This is a genomic window from Streptomyces sp. NPDC047982 (genome assembly GCF_043204165.1).
Lineage (GTDB): Bacteria > Actinomycetota > Actinomycetes > Streptomycetales > Streptomycetaceae > Streptomyces.
The window spans coordinates 38,435-58,494 of sequence record NZ_JBIDBS010000022.1 but is presented as its reverse complement, the minus strand read 5'-3'; the positions used below and the strand labels follow the sequence as shown (position 1 = coordinate 58,494).

Annotated in this window: 17 protein-coding genes; 5 read left to right on the top strand and 12 right to left on the bottom strand. The window is 71.0% G+C overall.

Annotation, left to right across the window (positions count from 1 at the left end; translation table 11 throughout):
- Positions 1-65 precede the first annotated feature (65 nt).
- The 4 genes from ACGF2V_RS24910 to ACGF2V_RS24895 all read right to left on the bottom strand — a co-directional run bounded on the left by ACGF2V_RS24910 (position 66) and on the right by ACGF2V_RS24895 (position 5,939).
- The gene (locus ACGF2V_RS24910; protein ID WP_362623717.1) at positions 66-356 is read right to left on the bottom strand and encodes a hypothetical protein; all 291 of its coding nucleotides are present in this window, start codon (positions 354-356) and stop codon (positions 66-68) included.
- A gap of 207 nt (positions 357-563) precedes the next feature.
- Entirely contained in the window at positions 564-1,118 is a 555-nt protein-coding gene (locus tag ACGF2V_RS24905) for a WHG domain-containing protein (protein ID WP_362623715.1), read from the bottom strand.
- Positions 1,111-1,947 (bottom strand): alpha/beta hydrolase, encoded by an 837-nt coding sequence (locus ACGF2V_RS24900; RefSeq protein ID WP_362623712.1) that lies wholly within the window; start codon positions 1,945-1,947, stop codon positions 1,111-1,113. The genes ACGF2V_RS24905 and ACGF2V_RS24900 overlap by 8 nt, the downstream gene beginning before the upstream one ends.
- A 566-nt stretch (positions 1,948-2,513) precedes the next feature.
- Positions 2,514-5,939, bottom strand: a complete 3,426-nt coding sequence (locus ACGF2V_RS24895; RefSeq protein WP_362709212.1) for a S8 family serine peptidase — start codon at positions 5,937-5,939, stop codon at positions 2,514-2,516.
- Between the two features lie 231 nt (positions 5,940-6,170).
- Here ACGF2V_RS24895 and ACGF2V_RS24890 point away from each other — a divergent pair, with 231 nt between their 5' ends.
- Together ACGF2V_RS24890 and ACGF2V_RS24885 are read left to right on the top strand one after the other, a co-directional pair.
- Positions 6,171-6,722 (top strand): SigE family RNA polymerase sigma factor, encoded by a 552-nt coding sequence (locus tag ACGF2V_RS24890; protein WP_362623708.1) that lies wholly within the window; start codon positions 6,171-6,173, stop codon positions 6,720-6,722.
- Complete coding sequence (locus ACGF2V_RS24885; RefSeq protein WP_362709215.1) at positions 6,719-7,528, top strand: hypothetical protein; 810 nt, start codon at positions 6,719-6,721, stop codon at positions 7,526-7,528. Before ACGF2V_RS24890 ends, ACGF2V_RS24885 begins: the two co-directional genes overlap by 4 nt.
- Positions 7,529-7,685: 157 nt before the next feature.
- On the opposite strand, the gene ACGF2V_RS24880 is transcribed toward ACGF2V_RS24885, so the two are convergent.
- The 5 genes from ACGF2V_RS24880 to ACGF2V_RS24860 all read right to left on the bottom strand — a co-directional run bounded on the left by ACGF2V_RS24880 (position 7,686) and on the right by ACGF2V_RS24860 (position 12,690).
- Positions 7,686-7,853 (bottom strand): hypothetical protein, encoded by a 168-nt coding sequence (locus tag ACGF2V_RS24880; RefSeq protein ID WP_362709219.1) that lies wholly within the window; start codon positions 7,851-7,853, stop codon positions 7,686-7,688.
- Between the two features lie 76 nt (positions 7,854-7,929).
- Positions 7,930-9,231, bottom strand: a complete 1,302-nt coding sequence (locus ACGF2V_RS24875) for a BNR-4 repeat-containing protein (protein WP_362623699.1) — start codon at positions 9,229-9,231, stop codon at positions 7,930-7,932.
- Positions 9,232-9,473: 242 nt separating this feature from the next.
- A complete protein-coding gene (locus ACGF2V_RS24870) occupies positions 9,474-10,775 on the bottom strand; it encodes an extracellular solute-binding protein (RefSeq protein ID WP_362623696.1) in 1,302 nt (433 codons plus the stop codon).
- A 68-nt stretch (positions 10,776-10,843) separates the two neighbouring features.
- Positions 10,844-11,764 carry a carbohydrate ABC transporter permease gene (locus tag ACGF2V_RS24865; protein ID WP_362709222.1) on the bottom strand — a complete coding sequence of 307 codons (921 nt, stop codon included), beginning with the start codon at positions 11,762-11,764 and terminating at the stop codon, positions 10,844-10,846.
- A complete protein-coding gene (locus tag ACGF2V_RS24860) occupies positions 11,761-12,690 on the bottom strand; it encodes a sugar ABC transporter permease (protein WP_362623690.1) in 930 nt (309 codons plus the stop codon). Before ACGF2V_RS24860 ends, ACGF2V_RS24865 begins: the two co-directional genes overlap by 4 nt.
- 433 nt (positions 12,691-13,123) lie before the next feature.
- Here ACGF2V_RS24860 and ACGF2V_RS24855 point away from each other — a divergent pair, with 433 nt between their 5' ends.
- A complete protein-coding gene (locus tag ACGF2V_RS24855) occupies positions 13,124-15,424 on the top strand; it encodes an FAD-dependent oxidoreductase (protein ID WP_362623687.1) in 2,301 nt (766 codons plus the stop codon).
- 77 nt (positions 15,425-15,501) lie between these two features.
- On the opposite strand, the gene ACGF2V_RS24850 is transcribed toward ACGF2V_RS24855, so the two are convergent.
- Together ACGF2V_RS24850 and ACGF2V_RS24845 are read right to left on the bottom strand one after the other, a co-directional pair.
- Positions 15,502-16,290: an IclR family transcriptional regulator gene (locus tag ACGF2V_RS24850; RefSeq protein WP_362623684.1), complete on the bottom strand. Its 789-nt coding sequence runs from the start codon at positions 16,288-16,290 to the stop codon at positions 15,502-15,504.
- A 247-nt stretch (positions 16,291-16,537) separates the two neighbouring features.
- Entirely contained in the window at positions 16,538-17,830 is a 1,293-nt protein-coding gene (locus ACGF2V_RS24845; RefSeq protein ID WP_362623682.1) for a phosphatase PAP2 family protein, read from the bottom strand.
- Positions 17,831-18,263: 433 nt separating this feature from the next.
- On the opposite strand from ACGF2V_RS24845, the gene ACGF2V_RS24840 reads away from it, so the two are divergent.
- Positions 18,264-18,476 carry a cold-shock protein gene (locus ACGF2V_RS24840; protein WP_362709224.1) on the top strand — a complete coding sequence of 71 codons (213 nt, stop codon included), beginning with the start codon at positions 18,264-18,266 and terminating at the stop codon, positions 18,474-18,476.
- A gap of 243 nt (positions 18,477-18,719) precedes the next feature.
- Positions 18,720-19,490: a DUF2071 domain-containing protein gene (locus ACGF2V_RS24835; protein WP_362623676.1), complete on the top strand. Its 771-nt coding sequence runs from the start codon at positions 18,720-18,722 to the stop codon at positions 19,488-19,490.
- Between the two features lie 41 nt (positions 19,491-19,531).
- On the opposite strand, the gene ACGF2V_RS24830 is transcribed toward ACGF2V_RS24835, so the two are convergent.
- Complete coding sequence (locus ACGF2V_RS24830) at positions 19,532-20,044, bottom strand: N-acetyltransferase (RefSeq protein WP_362623673.1); 513 nt, start codon at positions 20,042-20,044, stop codon at positions 19,532-19,534.
- Positions 20,045-20,060 lie beyond the last annotated feature (16 nt).

The window sequence follows — 20,060 nt, the reverse complement described above, 5'->3', positions numbered from 1 at the left end:
GCTCGCCGTGTGAAGCCGGCCGAGCGAACCGGACCACTTCGGCCATCCGCGGACTCCCGCCCGGTTTACGCGCCGTTGCCCGGGCGGCCCCGGCTGTGGTGCGCGCTCGAACCCCTACGGGGCGCGCACCACGGGACCGGTCGGCGGGAGTTCAGCGGCGCAGACGCTGCCGCGTTGCGCCGGTTCCGCCGTGCGCGAAGCCCTTCCGGGCCGAGCATGAACACCAGCAGCGGCATGAGGATCACGAGCGCGAGCCCGACCAGGGTCAGCATGCCGTACCCCACCCTGTCGCTCGTCACGGAGTGGGTGCTCGCCGTCTCCACCGCCGCCCGTTCACCGTCTCCCACCCGTCCCACGAGCCATGGTCTCTCCTGTCGGACCTCGTACCAGGCGGCCTGCGCCGCGCGTGCCTCTGAGGTGTCCTCCCCGCCGAACAGAGCTCTACCCGGGAAATCTCGTGCTCCCCGGAGACCGGCTGTCCCGACGTGACCTCGAAGGGACGCGTTCGGCGTCGAGGAAGGCCGACGCCCGCCCGCGGGCCGCGACGATCGAGGCGGAGGGGGTCAACGAGGCGAGCGCAGGCCCGTGATGACCATGTGGATCAGCAGGTCGTAGCTCTCGTCCAGTTTCTCGGGAAGCCCGAACGCGCCTTCGCTCTCCAGGGTCGCGAAGCCGTGGACGACGGCACGCAGGCATCGGGCCGCGTGGATCGCCGCGGAGTCCTCCATGCCGTAGGCCCGCAGGGTGGCCAGCACGATCTTGATCAGTCGTGCGCCGGCCTCGGCGGTCCGTGGCTCGGGGCTCTGGACGAGTGCCGCGTACCGGTGCGGGTGCGCCGACGCGTAGTCGCGCCATGCCGACATGAGTGCGCGGATCGCCTCGTCGGCGGAGCGTCCGAGCACCGCTTCGCCGACCTGGTCGGCGATCTCGTTGATGATGCGTGCCGACAGGAGGTCACGCAGCTCGGCGAGGTTGCGTACGTGCTTGTAGAGAGACGGGGTGGCCACACCCGCCCGGCCGGCGACCGCCGACAGGGTCAGGGCGGTGGGAGAGCCCTCGTCGATGATCCGTAGCGCGACATCGACCACCGCGTCCGCGGAGAGCGCGGCCCTAGCCACGGACGCCGACCTTGAGGAAGGCCAGGACGGCCGCGGCGACTTCGGCGGGGAACTGGACGTGGGCGTAGTGGCCCGCGCCCTCGATCATTTCGAGGCGACCGAGTCCCGCGGGCATTTCCGCCACGATGCCTTCGCCCTCGGCCCGGGGGTCGGCCCAGTCGGGGTCGAGCGTGCCGCCGATGACCAGAGCGGGGCACCGGATGTCGGCGAGCACCGCACCCGCGTCCGTGGGTGCGGACATCCCCATTCTGCTGACGACCGCCATCCGGCCCGGCCTGCGCAGGTCGGCGTCGAGCGCGGCGACATGGTCGGCGAAGCCGGCGGGCCGGAGGCCCGGGTAGGCATGGTCGAGGTAGCGCTTCCACAGCCCGACGCTGCGCAGGAGCCCGGTACCCATGAGCAGCGCCATGCCCTTGCGGTAGCGGGCGCGGGACACCAGAGCACCCAGGTCGATCTTCTGCGCGCGGGTGAACGGGCTGATCTCGACGACGGCGCTGACCAGTTCGGGCTCCCGCGCCGCCGCGATGGTGGCGGCGCCACCGGCGAACGAGTGGCCCACGACGACGGCGGGACCGCCCAGGTGCCGGACGAGAGCGAGCAGGTCGGCCGCCACATCGGTGCGGGTGTAGGAGGTCCAGCCGGTGCTGGACTCACCGTGCCCGCGCAGGTCGGTGTTGGCGACGCGGAATCCGGCGTCGGCGAGACGTGCGGCCACCTCGCGGTAGGCCGCCCTGTTGTCACCCATGCCATGGGCGAGCACGATCAGCGGGCCCTCGCCCGTCACGTCGTACGCGATCCGTCCGTCGCCGGTCTTCAGGAATTCAGTCATGCCGTCCCCACAGGAGCTAATGTCTATAACCAAAAAGCTAATGCCATTAGCCTCCTCTGTCAAACGTAGGCCGTAGGCCCCGTGCCTGCGGGGATCTGCCTCTCGCGCCGGTTCCGGCCGTCCGCCGCGGCGAGGACATCGCCGTTCCGGGCCGCGGGGCCGCCGAGTGCTCTGTGACGGGGGTGCGTCGACGGCCGTCGGCCCCATGAGCGGCGTATCGCCGTTGTGGATGAGGCAGGAGCCGAGAGCGTGACAGCACACGTCCTCGCGCGAGGTCAGGCCCCCACCGTCTGCCGGTCGGTGACGCAGGCACTGCGCAGCGTGGCGGCCGGGGCAGCCGGTCTGTCGGTTGCCGTGGCCGTCGTGTGGCTGCTCGGCCCGGCCGCGGGGAGCGCGGCCGTCATCCCGGCGATCGCGCTGGCGGGGTGCCGACCACGCTGCTCGGGCAGCCGGAGCAGCGGGGTCGGACGGTTCGCGGTTCCCGGGAAGCCGCCCCGGCGGCATCGGGTGCCCGCCGGGGCGGCTCGGGGAGCGGAAGGAACGCGGTCCGGGGCGTTCCGCCGCGGTCAGGGGGCCAGACGGTAGGCGCGCAGGACGGTCTGTTCCACGGTGCCGCCGTCGGCGTCGTGTGCCGTGGCCTTCAGGGAGACGAAGGAGCCGGAGCCCGGAGTGATGGTGACGCGGTGGCTCGTGCCGTCCGAGGTGACCGGGGCGTCCTGCCATGTCGCGCCGTCGTCGAAGGAGACTTGCACGGTCAGGCGCTTGGTCCCGGCTGCAGCGGCGCCGGCCTGCCGTTCCACCCGTGCGGTCAGTGTGTGCCTGGTACGGGCCGTCTGGTTCTTGGCGTCGACGGGGGCGAGGAAACGTACGACATCCAGCGGCAGCGCGTCGGTGCGCACCGCACCGCCGGTACCGGGCGCGACCGCTGCGGAGCGGAAGGTCCATGCCGTCTCCACCGTCGTCGACAGTGACGCCCACGGCTCCTTGCGGGTGGCTCGGGCGGTCAGCCGGTAGGTGGCCGCTTCCTGGGGAACGGCGAAGGTGGCCCTGGGGGAGTCGCTGGAGCCGAGCTTTTGCCCGTCCTTCGTCAGGGTGATGTGCACGGTGTCCTCCAGCCAGTCGGGCATCGGGCCGCCGTAGTGCCCGGGGGCCGCGTCGCTGAACAGCTGCGGTTCCGCGCTGATGGTGCCGTCACTGGCGCGGCCGATCGACGGCGCGCCGTTCTTGACGGGAGCCAGGCCAGGGCCGATGACGGCGGCGTTCCACCGGTCGGCGCAGGTGCTGCCGGCCGTGCACGAGACCGTGCCGACCTGCGTGACGGGCAGCGGCAGGTACTCGCCGCCCTCGCCGGCGTGCTGGCTGAAGTACGTCTCGCGCTGCTGACCGCGCACGGTCATGTACTCGGTGCGTGCCGCGGGCAGCGCGAAGTCCGGTTCGACGATGCTCATCCCGCCCAGACCGGACTGGGTGGGCCAGCTGGACGTGCTGCCGGCGGTACCGGGCCCCTGCGCGTAGTAGTCGTTCCTGACGGCGGCCAGATCCTCGCGGCCGAGGCGGAACGCCGGGTCGGGGAGGGAACCCGTGGTGAGCAGCAGCAGGTCGTAACGGTCGGGCAGGCGTCCCTTCGGGGCCTGCGCGCCGTGCTGGATGCTGCGGACGTAGAAGTCGAGCGTGCCGCCGGAAACCTGTGCGCCCGGCACGACGTGGAGCCGTCCGGGCCTGCCGAGCAGGGCGTCCTGGTCCGCGCACGGCCTGTCCTTGGCCGGGCGGTAGCAGTAGCCGGCCGACAGCGAGTAGGGCTGTGCCTCGGCGTCCGGGACGGCGACGGTGATCGGCTTGCCCTGCCGGGCGTCCACCGTGCGTTCGAGGTCCTGGCGGACGTCCAGCTCGGGCTGCAGGAACATGGTCGACGTCGGTGCCGCGTCGCCGGTTCCGGGAGTGACCAGCGTGCCGCCGAGGTTGTAGCGGCCCTCCGGCACGCTTGCGGTGGCCGTGCCGTCGTTGAAGGTGAGGCCGAACGTCCGGCCGTTGGTGAGGTTCGTCAACTGTACGGAGGAGAAGCCCTGTTCGCGTGAGCCCGGGCCGAGGGGCGCACCGTTGCGGTCGACGGCCTTGACCGTGACCTGGCGGTGTACGGCCTCCTTGGTGACCGCGAAGGCAGGGCCGGTCACCACGGTGCCGCCTTCGGCGGTCGCGGTCGGACGTCCGCTGAAGGAGGTGCCGGCCGCCGCGGCGCCCGGGTCGATGGTGACCGTGGCCCGGGCCGTGCCCCCGGCGGGGACGGTCAGACTGGTCGGCGACACGGTGAGCAGACCCTCCGGTCCCGGCTCGTCGGCCCGGCCGGTGGTGGCGGCCGACACGGTGAGGGAGACCGCCGCCGTGCCGGTGTTGTGGTACGTGACGGTCCGGGTGACCGGTTCGGTGGCTTCCGGGTCGGCGAAGTGCACGCCGGTGCCCTCGGCGGTGGCGAACACGCTCTGGGCGGTGGCCCGTGCCACGTCCAGGCGTCCGGCGCCCTGCTCGTACGCCCCCTGCCCGGCGATCGGCTTCGCCGAGGAGGTCAGCGCGGCCTTGAGCTGCGGACCCTTCCAGTCGGGGTGGGCCTGGGCCAGCAGCGCGGCGGCGCCGGCGACGTGCGGCGCGGCCATCGAGGTGCCCGACAGGGCGGTGTAGTGGTCGTTGACCGGGGTGTCGCCGTCGGTGCCGGCCGCGCGGGCCGCCACGATGCCGATGCCCGGCGCCGTCAGATCGGGCTTGACCGCGTGGTCGCCCGGGCGCGGTCCCTGGCTCGACAGGCCGGCGAGCGTGTCGTCGCGTTCGACGGCGCCCACGGTCAGCGCGGCGTCGGCCGTACCGGGCGTGCCGACCGTACCGGAACGTCCGCGGTTGCCGGCCGCCGCGACGAACAGCGTGCCGTGGTCGGCGGAGAGCTTGTCGACCGCCTGCGAGAGGGGGTCGGTTCCGTCGGTGACGGCGCCGGACAGACTGATGTTGACGATGGGCGCCCGCGCCGCGGCCCACTCCATGCCCTGGAGGACCCACGACTCCTGCCCGCCGCCGTTGTCGTCCAGCACCTTGCCGACCAGCAGTTCGGCGTCGGGGGCCACGCCCCGGTAGCGGCCGTCGGACGCGGTGCCGTCCCCGGCGACCGTGGAGGCCACGTGCGTGCCATGACCGTCACCGTCGGGGACGGCGCCGCCGACGGCACCGTCGCCCTGCGTGAAGTCCGCCGACTCGCCGATCGCGCCGGAGAAGTCGGGGTGCGTGGAGTCGATGCCGGTGTCCAGCACCGCGACCTTCACGCCCTTTCCGGTCCAGCCGGACTTCCACGCCTGCGGCGCACCGACCTGGGCCGTGCTGCGGTCCAGGGTGGCGCCGACCTTGCCGTCGAGCCACACCTTGGCCACGCCCGGAGCGAGGGCGTCCGCCGATCCTCGCTTCGACGCGGCCGGTCCCCACCGCTTCCAGAGCTGGGACACCCGCTTCTTGTCGGCCCGCAGCGCGGCGCCGTGCACGCTCGCCAGGGCGCGTACGGCCGGTGCCCCGGCCGGTGGCCGCGGAGCCGCCTTCCCGTCGACCGCCTTGTCGTAGCCGACGATCAGCGGCAACTGCGGGCTGTGGGCGTCGTCGTACCCCTGGGCCACGAGTCCCGTGATGTCGAACAGGCGCGGGTCCAGGCGTCCGGCGCGCAGCGGCCCCACCGCGTCCTGGGGCACCAGCGACACCGAACCCCCTGTGCCCTGCTGGGTGAACGCGATGTCCTCGCGTCCGGGCCCGGGGCGAACGGAGAGCACGGACACCGTGCCGTCGGTGCCGACCCGGGCGGTGACCTCGTCGCCCGTGATGAGCGTCGTCCTCACCACGGATTCCGCCCCGGCCGTCGTGGTCGTGCGGGGCGGGGCCGCCCCGGCGGGCGGTACGGCCGCCGTACCGATCAGCAGTGCCCCCAGCACGACGGCGGCCGGCGGCCCCGCTGTACGTATGCCTCGCATACGTGTCCTCTCGATCGCGCGGACCCGCGAAAGCGTCCGCCCGCATTGCACGGGCGGACGCTCCGGACGCGGGCGCCGCTCACTTTGATGCCTCGCCAGGAACGACGGAGCGGCCGGGGCGCGGGGATGTCACGAGGCGTCAGAAAATAATCCGGAAAGATCTCACGGCCCGTGACATCCCCGCGCCCGGTCCGCTCCGTCGAAGGGGTCAGAGACGAACGGAGGCACGCATTGCGTACCGGTGACCTGGAGGAATTCCGCGGCTTCGCCCAGGAGCGGCTGGTGCACCTGCGCCGCACCGCCTACCTGATGTGCGGTGACTGGCACCACGCCGAGGACATCACGCAGACGGCACTGGCGAAGTTGTATTCCGTGTGGGGGCGGCGGCGCCAGATACGCAACCTGGAGGCGTACGCCCACCGCGTACTGACCCGGGCCTGCGTCGACCACATGCGGCGGCGCTGGCGTCGTGAACAGCCCTCCTGCGTACTGCCCGACCGCGCCGAGCCCTGCGCGGACCCGGCGCTGGGACTTCAGGTGCGCGCCGCGCTGGCCGTCCTGCCGCCGCGGCAGCGGGCGGTGGTGGTGCTGCGCTACTGGGCCGACCTGGACATCGCCGCGACCGCCGCGGCCATGGGCTGCTCCACCGGCACCGTCAAGAGCCACACCGCGCGGGCACTGGACCGCCTGCGTTCCCTCCTGGGGGACGACGCGGACGCCGACACGTTCGGAGTGTTCGCCCCTCCAGCCGATTCCACCCGAAGGAAGGCCGCACTGCGATGAACAACCACGATGTCAAGACCCTTCTGGAGGCCGGTCTTCATGACGAGCCGCCCCTGCGGACCAGCGTGGACACGGTGGTCACGGCCGGACGGCGGAGCCGATTCCGCCGCCGCGGAGCACTCGCCGGAGCCGGTCTGACCGCGGGGGCGGCCGTGGCCGCCCTGGCCCTGGTCACGCCAGGCGTGGACGCGGGCACGACCCCGTCGGCCGCGGCCGACCCGCTCGTCGGCCCGCTGGTGCCCGCCGCGGCCGACAGCGCGGCGCCGCAGACCGTGCGGCCCGACTCCTTCGGGTCGGGAACCGAGCACACGACCCGGTGGAGCAGCAAGCGGCTCGCCGGCACCCTGGTCGAGCTGCTCCCGCCGGGGAAGACGACCGTCCAGGAGGGAGACTTCCCCGGCCGGACCTACCGCGTGCAGTGGGACGGTGGCACCGGCCCGGTGGAGTTCGTCGGCGGAGCCGAATACACGGCCAAGGCCCCGCAGGTGCCGCTCTGCGCGACCATCGAGATGCCGAAGATCGCACCCCGTCCGGGCGCACCGGCTCCGCGCGACACCGCCCCGAAGAGCGACTGCCAGGTGGTCGAACTCCCCGACGGCGCACGGGCGGAGGCCGTGACGCTGCGGTTCCCCCAGGACGGACAGCCGTCCTGGTACGTCCGGGTTCTGCGCAAGGACGGCCGGACGGTGACCCTCCAGCAGTGGGGCGACCGACCGGACGCGAAGCGGCGCGACGCGCGGTCACAGCCGCAGCTGGACACCGCCGCGATGCTGAAGATCGCGAACGACCCCGCCTGGAAGTTCTGAACCGCGGCATGCTCCCGCCCCGCCCCGCTCCCGATACGGACCGGGGCGGGGCAGGACCCGAGGCCCGGCACAGCTGCCGGGCGATCGCCACGTACGAGCCCTGGCCGCGCACGCACTCGGTGTCGAAGTGCCACGCCCGGTCGCAGAACCACCGCCCCTACAGCTCAGCCTCGACCGCGCAGCCCAGCGCGAACAGCACCAGGTCGAACGGCTTGCGCTCGTACGCCTCACGCGGCCACGAGCACAGCAACTCGTCCACGGTCCGGCCGGCCGCGAGCGGCAAACCCAGTCCCGCCAGCTCGTCCAACTGTTCTTCACGACGCATGGCCGGGACCGTAACCGCCACCTCGGACAACGCCCCGGTCGTCGCCCGCCGCCGGGGGTCCGGGCGGCGCAGGGCCTCAACGACGCCCGTAGTAGAGCGAGTTGTGCGCGACATCCGGCAGGTACAGCACGTCGTTCCCGTCCGAGTCCCGCCGCACCGCGAGCCGGTCCGCGCTCACGCCGGGCGCGGCGGACTGCGAGGTCCACGTGCCGCCCGACCCGGTCGCGGCGAAGACGCGGTCGGTGCCGGAGCCGGTCACGTAGTAGACACGCCCGGCGTCCGTCTGGTCCCAGGTGATGCCGAGGGCCGCGGCGGTCTGGCCCCCGGCGTACACGGTCTGGCGGACCCAGCCGCCGCCGCTCGGATACGCGTAGTACACGCGGAAGTCGCCGCCGCTGTCGGCCGAGCGGTAGCGGTAGGCGACCTTCGGGGTGGAGCCGTCGAGGGTGAGCTTGGCGCTCTGCACCGCCGGACCCGTGTAGGCGTTGTCGATGCTCCATTCCTCGCCCGCGGTGAGGTCCTGGATCACGTCGGACGTGGCGGGCGTCACCGGGGTGGTGACGACCGCGCCCGCGCTGTCCGCGAAGGCGCCGGTCGACGGGTCGTGGCGCAGGTAGGAGAGCTGGTGCCGGAACCCGGTCGCCGGGGCCTTGGCCCACTCGTACAGGAGGTGCACGCGCCCCGCGGCGTCCACCATCAGGTCGTCGGGGTACACGGAGCGGTTCAGCGCGCCGGCGAAGGTGGCGACCACGCTCCAGCGTGCGGCGGCGTTGTCCCAGCGGTACAGCTTGCCGGGACGCTGGTCGGCGCCGGCACCGACGCGGGCGGCCAGGTACAGATCGCCGTTGGGCGCGGTGGTCACGATCGGGTAGGTGATGCCCACGCCCTGGTCGGGCAGCTCGGCCGCGTGGTCCGTGACGTCACCGCCGGGGGCCTCGGTGCGGAAGTAGCGCCAGGCATCGGCGTGCATGGAGGCGAACACGTGCAGACGGCCGCTGCCGTCGCGCGCGACGGACGGCTGGTTGTGGCCGTTGTCGTCGGCGAACTCGGCCTGCTGCCCGCTCTGGTCGAGCAGCGGCAGACGGCTCCAGACCCCGTCCGGGTCGCGCCGCGCGATGGCCGGGCGGTGCGTGGCGGCCGTCGAGCCGGGCTCGTTGAAGGCGAAGTACGTGTACTGGCCGCGCCCCTTGTACGTGGCGACCGGCGTCCACCACGCGGCCTGGTTCGACGAGTCCATCGCGTACGGGACCTTCTCGATCACCGTCGCCGCCGCTGCCGTGGGGGCCGTGCTGTCGGCCCGGGCGGCCGGGACGAGCGTGAGCAGGGCGGTCAGGGCCGCGGCCGAGGCGGCGTACGCGCGTGCCGTGGGACGTCGCAAGGTGAACTCCTTCGCGGGCGTGTCGGTGAGGCGAAAGGGGGTGGCCCCATGGGGCGGTCCACCCCTCCGCTGCGCCCGGAACTTACAACAGATCCCAGATCATGAACAGAGATTGCGCAATGCGGATCTGAGATACGTATGGGGGAAGCGGTGTGCGGCATGACGAAGGGTCCGGTGAAGGTCGTTCGATCTCCACCGGACCCTGAACCGCCTTGCGCGGACTCGGCGCCCGACGCGCCGACTCAGCGCTTGATGAGGGCGGTGACCTCCTCGCCGGCCTTCTTCATCGCGTCCTTCGGCTTCGCCTTGCCGACCAGGACGGCCTGGACCTGCTTGGCCACGGCCTCCTCGATCTGGGCGTTCTGCGCGAACTGCCAGAACGGGCTGCTCGTCGCCGTGTCGGTGATCTTCTCGGTCCACTCGGTGGTGAAGGTGTCCTGCGCGACCTTCGGGTCCGCCAGGCCCGCAGTGGTGGACGGCGGCAGGGCGCGGGCGGCGAAGTATTCGGTGGTGGTGGCGCGGTCGGAGGTGGCGTGCAGCGCGAACTGCGATGCCGCGTCCTGCCCCTTGCCCTTGACGATCGCGATCACACCGCCCCACAGCAGAGCCTGCGGCTTGTCACCGGCGCGCAGCACCGGGCGCTGCATCGGCTGCATCGCGTCGGCCAGCGTCTTGTCCTTGGACTGGGCCGCGGTCACGCCCTTGCCGATGATGGCGTCGTCGTAGAAGGCGGCCTTGCCCTGCCCGAACAGGGCGCGCGCGTCGAAGCGGTCCACGTCCGCGGCGATCAGCTTCGCGTCGTGCAGCTTCTTGTACCAGGTGACCGCGTCGACGGAGGCGTCGTCGCCGATGGTCACCTTGTCGCCCTCCAGGAGCGAGCAGCCGAAGGTCTGCATCCACGGGAAGATGTCCTTGAGCTGCGCGACCTTGGTGGCCGCGGCGTAGGGCACGATGCCGCCGCCGAGCCCCTTCAGTTCCCGCAGCGTGTCCTCGAACTCCTCGACGGTGGTGGGGTGCTTCTTGATGCCCGCCTTCGCCAGGAGCTTGGAGTTGGCGATCACGCCGATCGAACCGGTGTTCCACGGCAGGCCGTACTGCTTGCCGTCGTACCTGCCGCTGCGCAACGCCACGTTCGTGTAGCCGCCCTTCAGGGCCACGGAACCGAGGTCGGCGAGCTTGCCCATCTGCGCCACGGCGGCGAGCCAGGCGATGTCGAGGTGCACCGCGCCGGTCGTCTCCCCGCCGCCGAGCTTGAGGGTGAGCTGGCTCAGGTACTCGTTGTACGGGTACGAGACCGCGCGGATCTTGGAGTTCTCGGCCTTCTCCCACGCCTTGATGATCTTCTCGATCGCAGGCTTGGCGGCCTCCTCGTTGAGCGACCAGGAGGTGAAGTCGAAGTCCTTGGACTTCGTGTCGCCTCCGTTGGAGGAGGTGCCGGCGCCGGACGGTGCGCAGGCGCCCAGCACGCCGGCGCCGGCCACACCGAGCGCGCCGATGCCGAACATGCGCAGCGCGCCGCGTCGGCTGATGCCAGAGGTGGTCATGGTGTCTCCATGGGGGAGTGGGCGGAAGGGGATCTGCGTGAGGGAAGGGGCGGGCGGACCGCGCGGGCTCAGCTCTTGACCGAGCCGGCGGTCATGCCGCCGACGAGGTAGCGCTGCAGGAACATGAAGGCGATGACCACCGGGACGGACACGATGAGCGAGGCCGCCATCAGCTCGGGCCAGGCGGTCTGGAACTCGCCGATGTAGGTGGAGACGAGACCGGGCGGAAGGGTCTGCTTCTCCTTGTCGGCCAGCGTCACCGCGAAGATGAAGTCGTTCCAGCCGCGGACGAAGGCGAACAGGCCGGCGGCGATCATGCCGGGCGCGGCCAGCGGCGCCACGATGGAGTGCAGCGTCCGCCACCGGGACGCGCCGTCGATGGACGCCGCCTCCAGCAGGGCGTCCGGGATGGTGTCGAAGATGCCCTTCAGCATCCAGACGCACAGCGGCATCGTGAACGTGGTGAAGGACAGCACCAGGGCGGTGTACGTGTTCAGCAGGCCGAAGCCGGAGAACACGGCGTACAGCGTCACCAGCAGGACCGCCTGGGGGAACATCTGGGAGGCCAGCACCATGTGCATCAGCGAACGCCGCCCGCGGTAGCGGAACTTGGAGAACGAGTAGCCCATGTACGTGGCGACGACCACGCTCAGGACGGCGGTGATCGAGGCCACGACGAGGGAGTTGACGAGGTACTTGATCAGCTGGTCGTTCTCGGCGAGGGCCGTGAAGTTGCCGAAGGTGATCTCGGTGGGTATCAGCTTCGGCGGGAACTGGAAGGTCTGCTCGGGGCTGCTCAGGGCGGTGGCCAGCAGCCAGTAGACCGGCAGGATGCCGAAGGCGCCGATCACCACTACCGCGGTCCAGGCGGCGATCCGCGAGCGGAGCAGGTCCTTGCGGATCCGGCGACGCGAGGTGCGCCCGGCGGACGTGCCGACCGGCCTCGTCCGGTCGGTGCCGGACAGCGTGGTGGAGGTCGTGGAGGTCATCGGGCGTCGCCCTTCCGCTCGGTGATCCTGAGGTAGACGGCGACCAGGGCGAGCAGGAGCAGCATCCACAGACCGCCCAGCGCGGTCGCCCGGCCGATGTCGAAGCCCTTGAAGGCGGTCTGGTACACGGCGGTCGCGAAGGTTTCGGTGGTGCCGGCCGGGCCGCCGCCGGTGAGCACGTAGATGGTGTCGAAGTGCTGGAAGTTCCAGATGAACTCCAGGAGCAGCACGATCGAGGCGACACCGCGGACCTGCGGCCAGGTGACGGCGAAGAAGCGCCGGATCGAGCCCGCCCCGTCCATCGAGGCCGCCTCGTGCAGTTCCTTGGGCACGGTCTGCAGACCGGCCAGGAGCATCACCATCATCCAGGGGAAGCTCGCCCAGGTCTTGGTGACGATGACGGCGAGCATGGCGGTGCCGGGCTGGCCGAGCCAGGAGACCGACTCCTCGATGAACCCGGCCTTCATGAGGATGCCGTTCAGCACGCCGTAGTTCGCGTTGAAGATCCACATCCACAGGAAGGAGACCACCACGCCCGGGATCACCCACGGGAACAGGAACAGGCCGCGCAGGAAGCCGCTGCCCTTCAGCCCCGAGTTCAGCGCGAGCGCGAGCGCGAAGCCGATCACGAAGGGGACGATCGTCGCACCGACGGTGAAGACCAGCGTCTGCTTCAGGATCGTGAGGAAGTCGCCGTCCAGCCAGTAGGTGAAGTTGTCCAGGCCGACGAACTCCCGGCCCGGAAGCCGAAGGTCCTGCTTGAAGAAGCCGGTGAACAGCGCCGACAGCAGCGGGTAGATGATGATCGTCGCGAACAGGGCGAGCCCCGGTGCGGTCAGCAGCAGTGCGAATGCGCCGTTGGAGAGCCGTCCGCCGGTCCGCTCAGGGCGTGGAGCGGCCTTTCGGGGAGGCGCGGCCGTACTCATGGGTGTGTCCTCTCGAACGGTGCGGGAGCGGTGGTGCGGGGCGTGGCACGGGAGGCCGTGCGTCGGCAGGCGGAGGCGACGCGGCCGGGCGCGAGCGGTGGGCCGCCCCGTCCCCTGCTTCGACCGAGGCCCTGTGTGAATGCCATGCATGCTCCATTGAACGCAAGTTGCAGCATGCGGGATCGTTCTCCATATCGTGCGACGACGTCAACCCTTTTGGTCGTTGAACTGTCGGTTCCGTCGGGCCGATGAAGTCGCCGTACCTGCCGCGAGCTTGATTGTCGGCTCACGCCGACGGTGTGATCGGTTGCGCGGAAACTTACAGTACATCCCACTGACTGAACAGTGGTTGCACAATATGCATGTGATGTACGTTCATGGCGGCTCCGCTGCGGCGGAGAGTGTCCGAGCTTCACACCAAGGAGGCCGCACCGTGCGGGAAGAAGAGGTCCATTACGACATCGCCGTCATCGGCGGTGGCCTGGCGGGGACCTGCGCGGCCATCGCCGCGGCCCGGCTCGGCCGGCGCGTCGCCCTGGTCAACAACCGGCCCGTCCTGGGCGGCAACGCCAGCAGTGAGATCCGCGTCTGGGTCTGCGGCGCCACCGCCCACGGCGTGCACCGCTGGGCCCGCGAGACCGGCATCATGGGCGAGCTGTACACCGAGAACCAGTACCGCAACCCCGAGGGGAACCCGTACTACTGGGACCAAGTGGTCCTCGACGCCGTCCGGGCCGAACCGGGCATCGACCTGTACCTCAACACCGACGTACGGGAGGTCGACGCGAGCGGCCCGGACGACGCACGCGAGGTGCACTCCTGCACCGGCTGGATGATGGGCTCCGAACGGCGCATCACTTTCCACGCACGACAGTTCCTCGACTGCACCGGCGACGGCCTGCTCGGCCACCTCGCCGGCGCCCGCTACCGCATCGGTCGCGAGGCGCGCTCGGAGTTCGGCGAGCCCTGGGCGCCCGAGGAGGAGGACGAGGCCCTGCTCGGGTCGACGATCCTGTTCCACACCAAGGACATGGGCCGGCCGGTGAAGTTCGTGCCGCCCGCCGGCGCCCGCGACCTCGCCACCACGCCCATCCTGCGCAACCGCGTGCTGCGCAGCGGCGACAACGGCTGCGACTACTGGTGGATCGAGTGGGGCGGCGAGCTCGACACCGTCCACGACAACGAGCGCATCCGCGACGAGCTCCAGGCCGTGATCATGGGCATCTGGGACCACATCAAGAACTCCGGCGAGTTCCCGGACGCCGACAACCTGACGCTGGAGTGGGTCGGCAGCCTCCCCGGCAAGCGCGAGTACCGCCGCTTCATCGGCGACCACATGCTGACCCAGCAGGACATCCTCGAGCAGCGACAGTTCGCCGACCGCGTCGCCTTCGGCGGCTGGTCCGTCGACCTCCACCCGGTGCAGGGCATGTACGCCGACGAGCCCGGCGCCCGCCAGCGCTACGCGGACGGCATCTTCCACATCCCGCTGCGTTCCCTGTACTCGGCGAACGTCACGAACCTCCTGTTCGCCGGGCGCAACATCTCCGCCACCCACGTCGCCTTCGGCGCCACCCGCGTCATGGCCACCTGCGCCACGCTCGGTGAGGCCGCGGGCACGGCCGCCGCGCTGTGCGTCGCCGAGGGCCTCAGCCCGCGCGACCTCGCCACAGAGCGCCCCGAACTGGTGCGCCGCACCCTGCTGCGGCAGGACGCCTCGGTCATCGGCCTGTACGACGACGACCCCGACAACCTGGCGCTCACGGCCCGCGTCAGCGCCTCCTCGCACCTGAGCCGGCTGGCCGCCGAGCCTTCGCCGGCCGCGCCCGGTGAGCCGTACCCGCTCACCCGCGACCTCGCGCTGCTGCTGCCGGTGGACCCCGCACTCGAGACGGTCGATCTGCTCGTCCACGGGGCCCCCGGCGAGCGGCCGAGCGAAATCACCGTGGAACTGTGGAGCACCGGCCGCCCGGAGAACGCGGTCCCCGTCGACCATCTGCTCACCACCACGGTGACCGTGCCGGCCGACGGCCCGCACTGGGTCACGGCCCGCCTCGACCACCGCCCGGACACCCCGCAGAACGTCGTCCTGATCGTGCGCGCCTGTCCGGGCGCGGCGCTGGTCCTCGTCCCCGAGCGCACCGACGGTGTCCTCGCTCTGCGCAGCAGGGTCGAGGGAGACGCGGCCGTCGACCACGACATCCCGGAGGAGGAGGGCCAGTTGGTCCTGGAGTGGCAGGCCCGCGGCCTGCGCCGCCGGACCTTCGGCTTCCGTGCGACCCCGGACACCGCCGCGTTCCTGCCCGAGCGGGCCGTCGGCGGATTCCAACGCGCCTACGGCGGCCCGCAGATGTGGTCGTCCCAGCCGCTGCCCGACCCGGACCGGGCCTCGGAGTGGCTGCGTCTCGACTGGGACGAGGAGCAGCCACTCACCCAAACGCGCGTGGTGTTCGACGACGACGTCGACGAGTACCTCAACAACCTGCATCGTCACCGCACCCCGTTCGAGGTCATGCCGGAACTGGTCCGCGACTACCGCATCCAGAGCCGCGAGGCCGACGGAAGCTGGCGCACGCTGCTGACCGTGACCGGCAACCGCCGCCGCCACCGCGTGCACGAGCTGAACGGCGCGGACGGGGGGCCCGTGCGCACCGACGCGCTGCGGCTCCTGGTGGACGCGACGCACGGGGCGCGGCACGCGCACGTGATCGCGTTCAAGGCGTACGGCGCATAGCCGCACGGCCAAGGGGCCCGGTGAAGGTCGTTGGACCTTCACCGGGCCCCTTCGCCGTGCGATTCAAACGGCGCGATTCACAGGGCGCCGAGTGCTTGGCTGATCGCGTCGGCGGCTTCGATGACCTCGCGGGCGAGGGCGAGGCGCTGCCCCTCGGCTTCGGCGTGGTTGCCGAGGAGGGAGGCGGGGCCCCACAGGGAGATCGCGGCGACCACGTCCCCCGAGGCGTCGCGGACGGGTGCGGCGAGGGAAGCGCGGCCCAGGGCGCGTTCCTCGGCTTCGATGGCGTAGCCGGTGCGGCGGACGGTGTCGATCTCGGTGTCGAGGAGGTCGTGGCTGGTGGTCGTGTAGTCGGTGTGCGCCGCGAGCGGTTCGGGAAGCAGCGTGCGGCGCTCCTTGGGTGTGAGGCCGGTGAGGAGGCATTTGCCGATGCTGGTGGCGTGCAGTGGGGCGGTGTGTCCGGCCTGCGTGTACGACTTGGGGGCGCGGGCCCCCTCGAAATTGCACAGGAACATCAGCTCGGTGTCGCGGCGGACGGCGACATTGGCCCCGAGTCCGGTGCGGGTGGCGAGGTCTTGGAGGACCATGCGGGCCGCGCGGTGGACGGGGTGGCGATTGGTGGCGGTGGCGGCGAGCGGGAGGATGCCGAGGCTGAGGCGGTAGAGGCTGCTGACGGGGTCGCGTTCGACCATGTCGAGGCGCTCGAGGGTGGACAGGAGCCGGGAGGTGGTGGAGGAGCCCAGCCCGGTGAGTTCGGCGACGTCGGAGACGCGTAGTTCGGCGCGGCCGGAGTCGAGTGCGCGCAGCACCGAGACCGCTCGTTCGACGCTCTGGTTCGTCCCGGCGTCGGTCGCCCGAGTAGCCATGACCCTCCTCATTCTGCAAACCGCTTGCACAATCTGCATTAGCTTATCGCGTCGACCTGCCGGTTGTTCCTGGAATTCGTCAGCTCGCGGCCGGAACGGATACGGGTCACCATGTGGGACGGGGCGCCCATGGGCGGTCGTCATCGGCGTGAGGGAAAGCGCACGGCGGGGGGCACGCCTTCGCCGAGGTCACCGGCACGCACCGTCGTCGGCCGACAGGACGACGGCGGTGCGTGCCGGCCCCCTCTCAGGCGGGTTCGGGTTCCGGTTCCGGGTCGGCGGGCTGTGCTTGCGGCTGCCGCTCCGGTGCGGTCCTCGACTGCCACCGGCCGGTGGTGCGTACGTAATGAAGGATCACGGAGGCCATCATCAAAAGGAGAAGAGGGCCGAACAGCCACGGATGCGCGGCCATCTGCTGCGGCAGGTAGCGGTACGACACCAACAGCACCGTGAAGACCGCCGTGCCATGGACGACCAGCCATGTGCCCGACCGGTCCCACCCGCGCGCCGCGCAGCGCATGGCGGCCTCGATGGTGAGGGCGAACACCACACCGGCGACGAGGTCCACGCCGTAGTGATAGCCGAAGCCCAGCGTCGCGCAGAGGGTGGCGACCAACCAGAACACGCCTACGTATCGCATGAGCCGTGAGCCCTCGCGGGAGTGGATGAGGAGCGTGACGGCCCACGCGGTGTGCAGGCTCGGCATGCAGTTGCGCGGCGTGATCTCGTCGAACGGTATCGGGTGCGGGGCGCCGACCACCGGCAACGACTGGGGCCACACGTCGGCCGCCGCCCACGTTCCGCCTTCGGCGCCGTAGGCGAAGATCGGCCCGACGACCGGGAAGATCATGTAGATGGCGGGCCCGAGCAGGCCGATGACCACGAAGGTGCGCACCAGATGGTGGCGCGGGAACCGCCGCTGGGCCGCCACGTGACGCAGCTGGTACAGCCCGATGAGCGCGGCTGCCAGCGGGAGTTGGCCGTAGACCAGGCCGAGAACGAGGGTACTGACGGGATCGGTTGCCTCGACGATCCGGCCGAACAGCCACGAGGGATCGCCCAGCGCGTGATCGGCGGTGACGACGTACGGGTCGAGCACCGTCGGGCGGGTCTCCGACGTGATCAGCAGCCAGGTGTCGCCCGTCTTGTGGCCCATCACCAGCAACAGGCCGAGACCGACGCCCTTGAGCAGCAGCGCACGTTCCGCGCCGGTGCGGCGCGTGAGCGCGAGGACCGCACAGCCCACGACCACCCACAGCGCCCCGTTGCCGAAATTCAAGTCGGCGCCGACCGCCCAGCGCACCAGACAGAAGACGATGTCGATGCCGATCGCGGCCCCCGCGGCGATGAGCCGTTGGCGCCAGGTGAGCACCACCATCGTCAACGCCAGACCGGCGTACAGCAGAGGCCCCGAATGGGGGGCGAATATCAGCTCCTCTATCTCCGTGGTGATCGGCCCCGGCTCGCCGAAGCCGCGCGCCGCGAATTCCAGCGCGACGAGGAATCCGAGGGTCGCCACCCCGGCCGCAGCCCACAGCATCGTTCGTGGCTGACGCCATGTGGCATGACCGTGCAAAGGTATTCGTGGTGGTGTGGTCTGCAATTGTCTGACTCATCGGTGGAATGGAGGGAAAGGGACAAGTGTTGCGCCGAGCGCCGCGGATTTCCGGTGAGAACAAGTGAGGGGCGATCGTCGCGAGTTCGAACATGCTAGCGGCATGCGGGCGCGTCACAAGTGGTTTGACCGCCGAGCTGGCGGCGAAGGCCACCGCTCCACCACCCTCGGGCACCGTCGTCGGCCCATGGGCTCTTCACCGCGCCAGTGGGCCCGCCCGCGGTAGTAGCTCGTCCGCGGCACGGACCGGGCTCGGCGGCGACGAGCAGGGGAGCCTTGTCACCCTTTGTGTTTGTTCGGACGCGCTGCGTGAAAGGATTACATGGTTAACGCGCCCCGAATGCGATCAGGAGAAGGCATGGCCGAACGGCAGAACGGCACCGTGAAGTGGTTCAACGACGAGAAGGGCTACGGCTTCATCACCCCGGAGTCCGGTCCCGACCTGTTCGTGCATTTCCGCGCGGTCGAAGGAAACGGCTTCAAGTCCCTGAGGGAAGGAGAGAAGGTCTCCTTCGAAGCCGTCCAGGGCCAGAAGGGAATGCAGGCGGACAAGGTCCGGTCCGAGGGGTAGGGGAGCCCTCGACGCGCTGCCGGGCGCGAGCCGACGGCCACCCGGCGGGTCGACGGGCCCGCCCTGCCCGGCGGCCGACGGACCGGCCGGATCATGTCACCATGCCATCCAGGGCCCGACCCCGTGCGGCCCACGCGAGAACGGCCCCGGCGGCGGGCCGACGTCATCTGATTCCTCCGTGGATACTCCGCCCTTCAGGCCCCTGTCGGCCCTGTCCGCGGCGCGCTCTGACACACTGACGCGATGTCGTTGCCTCTGGACACCTTCCCCGATCCCATAACGGCAGACCCGCCTCGTGCGGCAGGCCGTCCCTTGCTCACCCAGTCCTGGCTCGATCTGGCTTTCCTCCACTGGGCTGCCGACCCCGACACCGTGGCCCCGCTGTTGCCCGCCGGTACGCAGCCGGACACATGGAACGGCGTCACGTACATCGGGCTCGTCGCCTTCCGGATGCACCGCGTGGGATGGTTCGGTCTCCCCGGCATTCCCTATCTCGGTTCCTTCCCGGAGACCAACGTCCGCTTGTACTCGGTGGACGCCCACGGCCGACGCGGGGTGGTCTTCCGCTCGCTCGACGCCTCCCGGTTGCTCCCTGTGGCCGTCGGCCGGGCGGCTTTCCGCCTTCCCTACGTCTGGTCGAGAATGGAAGTCCGCCGGCAGGACGACACCATCACGTACACCAGCCGGCGGCGCCGGCCCGGTCCTCGGGGCGCGCACAGCAATGTGGCTGTACGGGTCGGCGGCCTGGTCGAGGAGCCGTCCGAGCTCGAACACTTCCTGACGGCCCGCTGGGGATTGCACGGCTTGTTCTTCGGGCACTCGCTGTACCTCCCGAACACTCACCCCCGCTGGCCCCTGCACCGCGCCGAGCTCCTCCACTGCGACGAGAACCTTGTGGCCTCCGCGGGCCTGCCCACGCCGACCGAGGAGCCCGTGAGCGTGCTGTACTCGCCCGGGGTCCCGGTCCGGTTCGGACGCCCGCTCAGGAAGCCGGGCGGCATCCCCACACCGTGAGCCGGGCAGCCACCCGCCTGCCGACAAGAAGGAAGCCTGGATCAGATACCGAAGGGAGCGGCGTAGCGGACGGTTCCACTGGGCAGCGGGTGGTCGGCGTCAAGGGTGAGCGCCATCAGGGCCTCGTCCGGGACGTCGATGGTCACGCCGATGCCGTGGGCGGAGGCGCGGCCGAAGCCGAACCGTGGGTAGTAGGTCGGGTGCCCCAGGACGACGACGTGGTGCTCGCCCATGTCCTCGGCCGCTGTCAGGGCGGCCAGGACGGCCGCGGAGCCGGCGCCACTCTTGTGCTGCTCGGGCCGTACGGCGACCGGCCCCAGGCACAGAGCCGGGGTGTCGCCGATGTGGCAGCGAGTCAGCAGCGCGTGGCCGACCGGGTTTCCGTCATCGTCTGCGGCGATGAGGGACAGACCGTCGATCCACGCGGTGGGGTCGGCGCGCAGGGCGTCGACGAGGTCGGCCTCGAGCGTGGTGGGAAAGGCGGCGAGGTCGATTTCGCGGATGGCAGGGATGTCGGCGGTGGTCTCGGCGCGTGTGATCCACATGCTGCTCATGATCGATGAAGATCCG